This is a genomic window from Pseudomonas sp. NPDC088429, assembly GCF_044753305.1.
In the GTDB taxonomy this organism is placed as follows: domain Bacteria; phylum Pseudomonadota; class Gammaproteobacteria; order Pseudomonadales; family Pseudomonadaceae; genus Aquipseudomonas; species Aquipseudomonas rustica.
In genome coordinates this window covers 25756-32608 of sequence record NZ_JBIVMX010000064.1, presented here as the reverse complement: position 1 = coordinate 32608, position 6853 = coordinate 25756, and the positions used below count along the sequence as shown (strand labels likewise).

Genomic DNA, 6853 nt, shown 5'->3' with positions numbered 1-6853 from the left:
GTCTGATCTGTATGGGCATCATGATGTACCAGGTCAACAAGCACGGACTGACGGCGACCAACAAGACCCGTCTGAGCTGCCTGAGCCTGTTCTGGCACTTCCTGGACGTGGTGTGGATCTGCGTATTCACCGTTGTTTACCTGATGGGGACCCTGTAATGGCTAACGCACACTCCCATGACAGCCACGACGACGCCGGCCACGGCAGCGTCAAGTCCTACGCGATCGGCTTCATCCTGTCGGTGATCCTGACTGCGATCCCGTTTGCTCTGGTGATGTACCCGTCGTTGCCGAAGTCGATCACGCTGATGATCGTTCTGGCCTTCGCCGTGATCCAGGTGGTTGTCCACCTGGTGTACTTCCTGCACCTGGATCGCTCGGCTGCGCAACGCAACAATGTGATCGCCTTCGTGTTCGCCGCGATTGTGATCGTGCTGCTGGTTGGTCTGTCGTTGTGGATCATGTTCAGCATCCACACGTACATGATGGCGAAGTGAGGTAGACCCGATGTCGCTTAAGCACTTTATCCAAATCACCAAACCGGGGATCATTTTCGGTAACGTGCTTTCTGTGGCAGGCGGGTTCTTCCTGGCCTCGAAAGGGCATGTCGATCTGGCGGTGTTTCTGGCAGCCATGATCGGCACGTCCCTGGTCGTCGCCTCCGGTTGCGTGTTCAACAATTGCATCGACCGCGACATCGACCTGAAGATGGAACGCACCAAAAACCGCGTGCTGGTGCAGGGCTTGATCTCCCTGAAACTGGCACTGGTTTACGCGACCATCCTTGGTGTTCTCGGCGTTGCCTTGTTGTACAAGGTGGCCAACCCGTTGGCTGCCCTGTTCGCCGTAATCGGCTTTGTTATCTACGTCGGCTTCTACAGCCTGTACCTCAAGCGCAAGTCGGTTCACGGCACGCTGGTGGGCAGTCTGTCGGGCGCCATGCCGCCAGTGATCGGTTACGTTGCCGTAACCAACAGCTTCGACATGGCTGCGCTGACGCTGCTGGTGATGTTCAGCCTGTGGCAGATGCCGCATTCCTACGCCATCGCGATCTTCCGCTTCAACGATTACCTGGCCGCATCGATTCCGGTGCTGCCAGTGAAGCGCGGCATTCAAGTGGCCAAGAAGCACATCCTGCTCTACATCCTGGCGTTCCTCGTAGCGACCTTGATGCTGACCTTCAGCGGCTACGCCGGCATGAGCTACCTCGCTGTCGCCGCGGCCATGGGCATGTACTGGTTGTACATGGCCTGGACTGGCTACAAAGCGGTGGATGACACGGTCTGGGCACGCAAGCTGTTCGTGTTCTCGATCTTCACCATCACCGCGTTGAGCGTCATGATGTCCCTGGACTTCAAGGTGCCTGCAGAGCTGCTGCTGACGTATGCGCCGTAAGGTTTAAAGGCTGTATGAAAAACCCCGCACGTTGAGAGATGTGCGGGTTTTTTTTGTTTAACGGAAACGTGATTTGTTGATAGGCTGTCTATAGGCAATCTGCCTATAGTTTGGTCATGCGAACTGTCTTCTTTGAAACCACAATTTTTACTGCGAACGTTGGTCATTACCTGACGGACGATGAGTATCGAGAGCTGCAGGATTTTCTGCAGGGTAATCCGCTGGCTGGTGATGTGATGCCGCGAACGGGTGGCTTCCGAAAACTGCGCTGGGCCGATGTTCGTCGTGGCAAAGGTCGGCGAGGCGGCTTGCGGGTTCTTTATTATTGGCTTATGAATGATGGCCAGTTCTGGATGTTTTCCATTTACGACAAGGATGAGCTTGAGAATCTGACCGCCGAGCAAGAAAAGGCGCTCAAGAGAGCGATTGATAGAGAGTTAAAAGCACGAGGCACCCCATGAAAAAACGCGACCTGTTTGCAGAGTTGATGCAGGGCGTTGATGAGATGGCAGCTCAACGCGAAGGTAAAATTACGTTGCGTAATACAATCGTCGAGGACAAACCTGTCCCCGAGGTTGGCGCCCAGGAAATTGTCGCGCTACGGGAAAGGTTACATATGTCCCAAGCGGTTTTTGCCAAGCGAATCAGAACAAGCCCCAGCACCTTGAGAAACTGGGAGCAGGAAAAGTCGAAGCCCAATGCTCAAGCAGCCCTGTTGATTCGTTTGGTTGAGAAGTTCCCAGACATGGTCGAGCGTTTGAGCGCTGTGTGATCACCAACGCCATGAAAATTAAAGCCCTGCCCTTCGAGAGAAGGGTGGGGCTTTTGGTTTATGCCGCGGCAAGTTGCAGTGCAATGGCAAAACACCTAGATTTGGATCCAACCATGTCAGTGATAGCGCCAATTTATTTCATGGGTGCTCTGCTGCCGTAATCCACGTTTCTTCATGCACTGATCACAAGGCTGGGCGACATGACTGAGAGGATGACCTGCGACGAACGCTTTATTGCCCTGGCACAAGAGCTGAATTACGACATCTATGGCGAGAACACGGCGGGTGGTAATTACGCGCCGCTGATTCGTCATCATGATGAGCTGTACATCAGCGGGATGGTGCCGCGCACTCACGGCAAGATTCAGTATCCCGGTCGCGTCGGGCTGGAGCTGACGCTCAAGGATGCGCAGGCGGCGGCGAGCATCAGTGCGATGCGGTGTCTGGCGCTGATTGTTGATGCGGTGGGGTCGCTGGACAAGATCAAGGCGTTGTTGCGGGTCACGGTGTATGTGAAGTCGACGCCGGATTTCGTCGATTTGAGTGAAGTGGCCAATGGTGCTTCGGATGTGTTCAGCCATGTGCTGGGTGATGCCGGGCGGCATACGCGGACGACGGTGGGGGTGTATCAGTTGCCGAAGAATGCGGCGATTGAAGTGGACATGATTGTGGCGTTGCATCCTGCGGCTTGAGTCTGATTTCGCGACTTGCCCTCACCCTAACCCTCTCCCGGGGGGAGAGGGGACTGACCGAGGGGCTCTCAAGATATACGCCGACCTGAATTATCGAGGCGATTGTGGATTCGACACAGCACGTTCATTTCGGCGTACTTCTACAATATCCCCCAATCGGCCCCCTCTCCCTCGGGAGAGGGCTGGGGTGAGGGGCCTCGGTGTAGGCCATCCCACTAAACCCCGAAAACCAAAAAGCCCCACACTGAATCCCAGTGCGGGGCTTTTTCGTCAGCGCTGAAAATTACTGCGCAGCGATGCTGTACCCATCAAACGCTGTTTGCTTCTGCAGTGCAGTGATGATGTTCTTGCGGTTCACGGCCTGCTCGGCGCCGTCGTTATCAACGAAAACTTCACTTTCCAGTTCCGCCTCTTCGCCTTCACCGACGAAGGTGAAACCGAGGAACTCCAGCGCTTCACGATCAACATTCAGACGCGAACGCGGTGTGCGCAGTGGCAGGGTCACGCTGATGCCGTCTTTGCTGATGGTGAAGATTTCGACTTCTTTCTTCTTCGCAGCCTTGCTCTTGCCGCCGCTCGGGTTGCTGATCGCCTGATGGGTCTGATTCAGCACTTTGAGGGCCAGGCCGTAAACGATTTCCTGGAACGCCGGATCGTCCTTGAAGCTGGACAGGATGCGGCCAATCGAAAACTTGCTGCTCAGGTCTTCAAGGGCGGCGAGGTCGGCGGCTTCGGCGTCTTTCAGTGCCTTGAGTTCGCCCATCAGCTCGTAAGCCTTGTCGTCGTCGAAGCTGTCGTGAGCGTGACGGATCGCGGCGCGCAGTTCGCGGATCTGGTCGCTTTCGCGGGTCGACTGGAACGCGTCCAGCACCATCTCGCTGATGATTTTGGCTTGTGGCAGGTGTTGTGAAAGATTGATGGAGTTTTCGTATTCCGCTTTGGACGATTCGGTGACTACGGATTCAGCGGTGTTGAAATCGGACATTGAAATTTCACTACTTTTTAACTTGAGTGGAGATGAGCAAGCCCGAGGGCTTTTTCAGGTCGACTAATTTAGGGGAGCGGGGCGACGTTGTCACGGAGCAACGGGCCGGCGGTCTCAACTATTTGGCCGGGGTGTGCAGATTCATTGAACGTACCATCCATTGCTCGGCGGTTTGCTGATCCGTTGGCAACGAAAAGCGAAACGTCGCGCCGCGCCCATTAACGTCCAGCAACTGAATGTCACGTCCATGCAATTGCAAGATGCGGTGCACGATGCGCAGACCCAAGCCGCCATCCCGTCGCGCGCCACCGATATTGAACGGGCGCAGGAACAGCCCTTCGCGCAATTCAGGCGCAATGCCTGGGCCGGTGTCGCTGACCGTAACATCGACCAATGCGCCATGGAATTTCAGATCGAGTTCGATTTCGCCGCCCTGTGGCGTGTGCCGCAACGCGTTATCCACCAGATTGGTCAGCACCCGTTCGATCAGCCCAAGGTCGGCGCAGACCGTTGGCAGGTTTGGCACAAACTGCGCCTTGAGTTCGACCTGTCGTGCCTCGGCCGTCAGTTCGAATTTCTGAAAGATATCCTGCACCAGATCGGTCAGGGAGAAACGCTCAAGCACCGGTTGTACAAACCCGTGTTCCAGCCGCACCAGTTCCAGCAGCGATTGCGCCAGCCCGCCGACCTTGCGGCTCTGATCCAGCGCGATGCCCAGATAACGCCGGCGTTCTTCCGGTGACAGCGTGGCGTCCTTCAGTGACAGGGTTTCCAGATAGCCGTGCAGCGAGGCCAGTGGCGTGCGCAGGTCATGGGAAATATTCGCCACCAGTTCGCGGCGTTCCTGATCCTGACGGGTCAATGAGCGCCACTGTTCGCCGAGACGGTTTTGCATCTGCCGGAAAGCCGCGTCGAGAACGGCAATTTCATCCGGGTCGGCGGATTTATCCACAGGCGCTGTGACCGGTTGCGGTGCTCCATCGATATCAAAACGGCTGACGGTATCGGTGAGTCGCCGCAACGGTCGGGTAATCAGATTGAATGCGGTGAGGCCGGCGATCAAACACAGCAGCGCGACCAGTCCGATCGACAGCAGTGCCGTGTTGAGCGCGGCGCTGGTCGCCCCGCGTTCGGCGAAACGGTCGTGTTCTTCGCTAAGCAACACCACGTACAGATAACCGGCGGGTTTGCCATTGACCTTCAGCGGCGCGGCGCTGAACACCTTGCGTCCGTCCACGCTGCGCGGATCGTCGCCGAGGATCGGCAAGGGCTGGTCGTTGAGCAATTGGCGAATCGGCGCCAGATCGACCTGCTGCCGAAGTATCCGGCCTTCAGGCGCGGCGCTGCCGACAACCTTCCCCTCACCGTCGAGCAAATACACTTCGACACTCGGATTAACCAGCATCAACTGGCTGAACAGTTGGCGCACGGCACCGGGCATCAGACCGTTGCTGTCCATCAGCACGGTGTCGTGGGCGATGTGTTGCGCCAGATCCCTCGACAACCCTTGCACCACTTCCAGTTCATGCATCTTGCTGGAGCGCACCTGCAGCCACGCTGATGTGCCGCAGCACACCAGCAGCAACACGGCGAAAACGATAGACAGGCGCTGCGTCAGGGTCAGTTTCATGACTGCTCGGTACCGAATTTATAACCGCGACCCCACACGGTGAGGATGCGCGTCGGCTGTGCCGGGTCTTTTTCGATCTTTGCCCGCAGGCGATTGATATGGGTATTGACCGTGTGCTCGTAACCCTCATGGCTGTAACCCCAAACGGCGTTAAGCAGATCCATGCGCGAAAAGACTTTGCCCGGTTGGCGGGCGAAGAAATACAGCAGGTCGAACTCCCGTGGCGTGAGATCCAGGCGCTGACCGTCGAGGCTGACGTCGCGGGTGATCGGGTCGATGCTCAGCCCATCGAGAATGAGGCTGCCGGCATCCATCTTCAGGTTGCGCGCCATCGCGTCGACCCGGCGTAACAGCGCTTTGACCCGCGCCACCAGTTCCAGCATCGAAAACGGTTTGGCCAGATAGTCATCGGCCCCCAACTCCAGACCCAGAATCCGGTGAAGTTCACTGGAGCGGGCGCTGGTGATGATGATCGGTGTGTAGCGCGCCATGGCCCGGGCGCGGCGGCAGATTTCCAGACCGTCGACCCCCGGCAACATCAGGTCGAGGATCAGCGCGTCCCAGTGGCCTTGTTGCAACAGGCGCATGCCCTCGTCGCCGTCGGCGCTGTGCGTCACCTCGAATTGTTCATCCCGCAAATGCAGGCAAATCAGGTCGGCAATGTGCTGGTCGTCCTCGACCACGAGAACGCGTTTGGTCTGTTCCATGAAGCTCAATCCTTCGGCGCGATTGACGCATTGTGCGGGTTTTTCCCGTGGCGAGTTATCACGAATTCGTTAACTCCCTGTGAGGATTTGGCGATCAATCCAAGCCTAGGCTGTGTTCCATGAAGAGCACTTGGAATTTTCGGAGGCGGCCATGTTTTCACGGCGACAGATTCTGTTAGCGGGCGGCGGGCTAGGGGTTGCAGCCCTGGTCGCGGGTGTATTGCCAAAATTGTCGACCAGCACTGCAGTGGTCAGCGCAGCGCAGGCAGATGAAATGTTTGAAGTGACGCACAGCGACAGTGAATGGCATTCGATCCTGAGCGACGAGCAATACCAGATCCTGCGCGAAGAAGGCACCGAGCGCGCCTACACCAGCCCGCTGAACAACGAGCATCGGGTCGGCACTTTTGCCTGCGCCGGTTGTGATCTGGCGCTGTTTTCCTCCGCGACCAAATTCGACAGCCGCACCGGTTGGCCGAGCTTCTGGGCGTCATTGGAGCGTGCGGTGGCGGTGCGCCAGGATCGATCGTTCGGCATGTCGCGCGAAGAGGTTCACTGCCGGCGTTGCGGCGGTCACTTGGGGCATGTTTTCGATGACGGCCCGAAACCCACCGGTCTGCGCTATTGCATGAATGGCCTGGCCATGACCTTCAAAACCGTGGCGGCGTAAGCC

At 57.3% G+C, this 6853-nt stretch carries 10 protein-coding genes; 7 read left to right on the top strand and 3 right to left on the bottom strand.

The genetic code is table 11. The features are described from left to right. The 6 genes from ACIP66_RS23715 to ACIP66_RS23690 form a co-directional block, all read left to right on the top strand. Positions 1-158 (top strand): cytochrome c oxidase subunit 3 (locus ACIP66_RS23715; protein ID WP_400651331.1); only part of this gene is annotated, 158 nt, incomplete at its 5' end. Beyond that, the gene (gene cyoD, locus ACIP66_RS23710) at positions 158-496 is read left to right on the top strand and encodes a cytochrome o ubiquinol oxidase subunit IV (RefSeq protein ID WP_053123586.1); all 339 of its coding nucleotides are present in this window, start codon (positions 158-160) and stop codon (positions 494-496) included. The genes ACIP66_RS23715 and cyoD, both read left to right, overlap by 1 nt. A 10-nt stretch (positions 497-506) precedes the next feature. After that, complete coding sequence (gene cyoE, locus ACIP66_RS23705; protein ID WP_053123579.1) at positions 507-1394, top strand: heme o synthase; 888 nt, start codon at positions 507-509, stop codon at positions 1392-1394. A gap of 116 nt (positions 1395-1510) precedes the next feature. After that, positions 1511-1855, top strand: a complete 345-nt coding sequence (locus ACIP66_RS23700; protein ID WP_212548781.1) for a toxin — start codon at positions 1511-1513, stop codon at positions 1853-1855. Next, on the top strand, positions 1852-2166 hold the full coding sequence (locus tag ACIP66_RS23695; protein ID WP_129395407.1) for a DNA-binding transcriptional regulator: 315 nt from the start codon (positions 1852-1854) through the stop codon (positions 2164-2166). Before ACIP66_RS23700 ends, ACIP66_RS23695 begins: the two co-directional genes overlap by 4 nt. A 200-nt stretch (positions 2167-2366) precedes the next feature. Then, complete coding sequence (locus ACIP66_RS23690) at positions 2367-2858, top strand: RidA family protein (RefSeq protein WP_159814012.1); 492 nt, start codon at positions 2367-2369, stop codon at positions 2856-2858. Between the two features lie 283 nt (positions 2859-3141). Here ACIP66_RS23690 and ACIP66_RS23685 read toward each other — a convergent pair whose 3' ends face one another. The 3 genes from ACIP66_RS23685 to ACIP66_RS23675 all read right to left on the bottom strand — a co-directional run bounded on the left by ACIP66_RS23685 (position 3142) and on the right by ACIP66_RS23675 (position 6180). Further along, a complete protein-coding gene (locus ACIP66_RS23685) occupies positions 3142-3843 on the bottom strand; it encodes a hypothetical protein (protein ID WP_053123575.1) in 702 nt (233 codons plus the stop codon). Positions 3844-3961: 118 nt separating this feature from the next. Then, the gene (locus tag ACIP66_RS23680) at positions 3962-5473 is read right to left on the bottom strand and encodes an ATP-binding protein (RefSeq protein ID WP_400651326.1); all 1512 of its coding nucleotides are present in this window, start codon (positions 5471-5473) and stop codon (positions 3962-3964) included. Further along, on the bottom strand, positions 5470-6180 hold the full coding sequence (locus ACIP66_RS23675) for a response regulator transcription factor (protein WP_400651323.1): 711 nt from the start codon (positions 6178-6180) through the stop codon (positions 5470-5472). Before ACIP66_RS23675 ends, ACIP66_RS23680 begins: the two co-directional genes overlap by 4 nt. 151 nt (positions 6181-6331) lie before the next feature. On the opposite strand from ACIP66_RS23675, the gene msrB reads away from it, so the two are divergent. Beyond that, complete coding sequence (gene msrB, locus ACIP66_RS23670) at positions 6332-6850, top strand: peptide-methionine (R)-S-oxide reductase MsrB (RefSeq protein WP_400651321.1); 519 nt, start codon at positions 6332-6334, stop codon at positions 6848-6850. Positions 6851-6853: the final 3 nt, after the last annotated feature.

What these genes read in the sequence shown, in the direction of transcription:
- ACIP66_RS23695 (WP_129395407.1), top strand. Translation starts at nt 1,852, where the DNA reads ATGAAAAAACGCGACCTGTTTGCAGAGTTGATGCAGGGCGTTGATGAG.
- cyoD (WP_053123586.1), top strand. Translation starts at nt 158, where the DNA reads ATGGCTAACGCACACTCCCATGACAGCCACGACGACGCCGGCCACGGC.
- msrB (WP_400651321.1), top strand. Translation starts at nt 6,332, where the DNA reads ATGTTTTCACGGCGACAGATTCTGTTAGCGGGCGGCGGGCTAGGGGTT.
- ACIP66_RS23685 (WP_053123575.1), bottom strand. Translation starts at nt 3,843, where the DNA reads ATGTCCGATTTCAACACCGCTGAATCCGTAGTCACCGAATCGTCCAAA.
- cyoE (WP_053123579.1), top strand. Translation starts at nt 507, where the DNA reads ATGTCGCTTAAGCACTTTATCCAAATCACCAAACCGGGGATCATTTTC.
- ACIP66_RS23690 (WP_159814012.1), top strand. Translation starts at nt 2,367, where the DNA reads ATGACTGAGAGGATGACCTGCGACGAACGCTTTATTGCCCTGGCACAA.
- ACIP66_RS23680 (WP_400651326.1), bottom strand. Translation starts at nt 5,473, where the DNA reads ATGAAACTGACCCTGACGCAGCGCCTGTCTATCGTTTTCGCCGTGTTG.
- ACIP66_RS23675 (WP_400651323.1), bottom strand. Translation starts at nt 6,180, where the DNA reads ATGGAACAGACCAAACGCGTTCTCGTGGTCGAGGACGACCAGCACATT.
- ACIP66_RS23700 (WP_212548781.1), top strand. Translation starts at nt 1,511, where the DNA reads ATGCGAACTGTCTTCTTTGAAACCACAATTTTTACTGCGAACGTTGGT.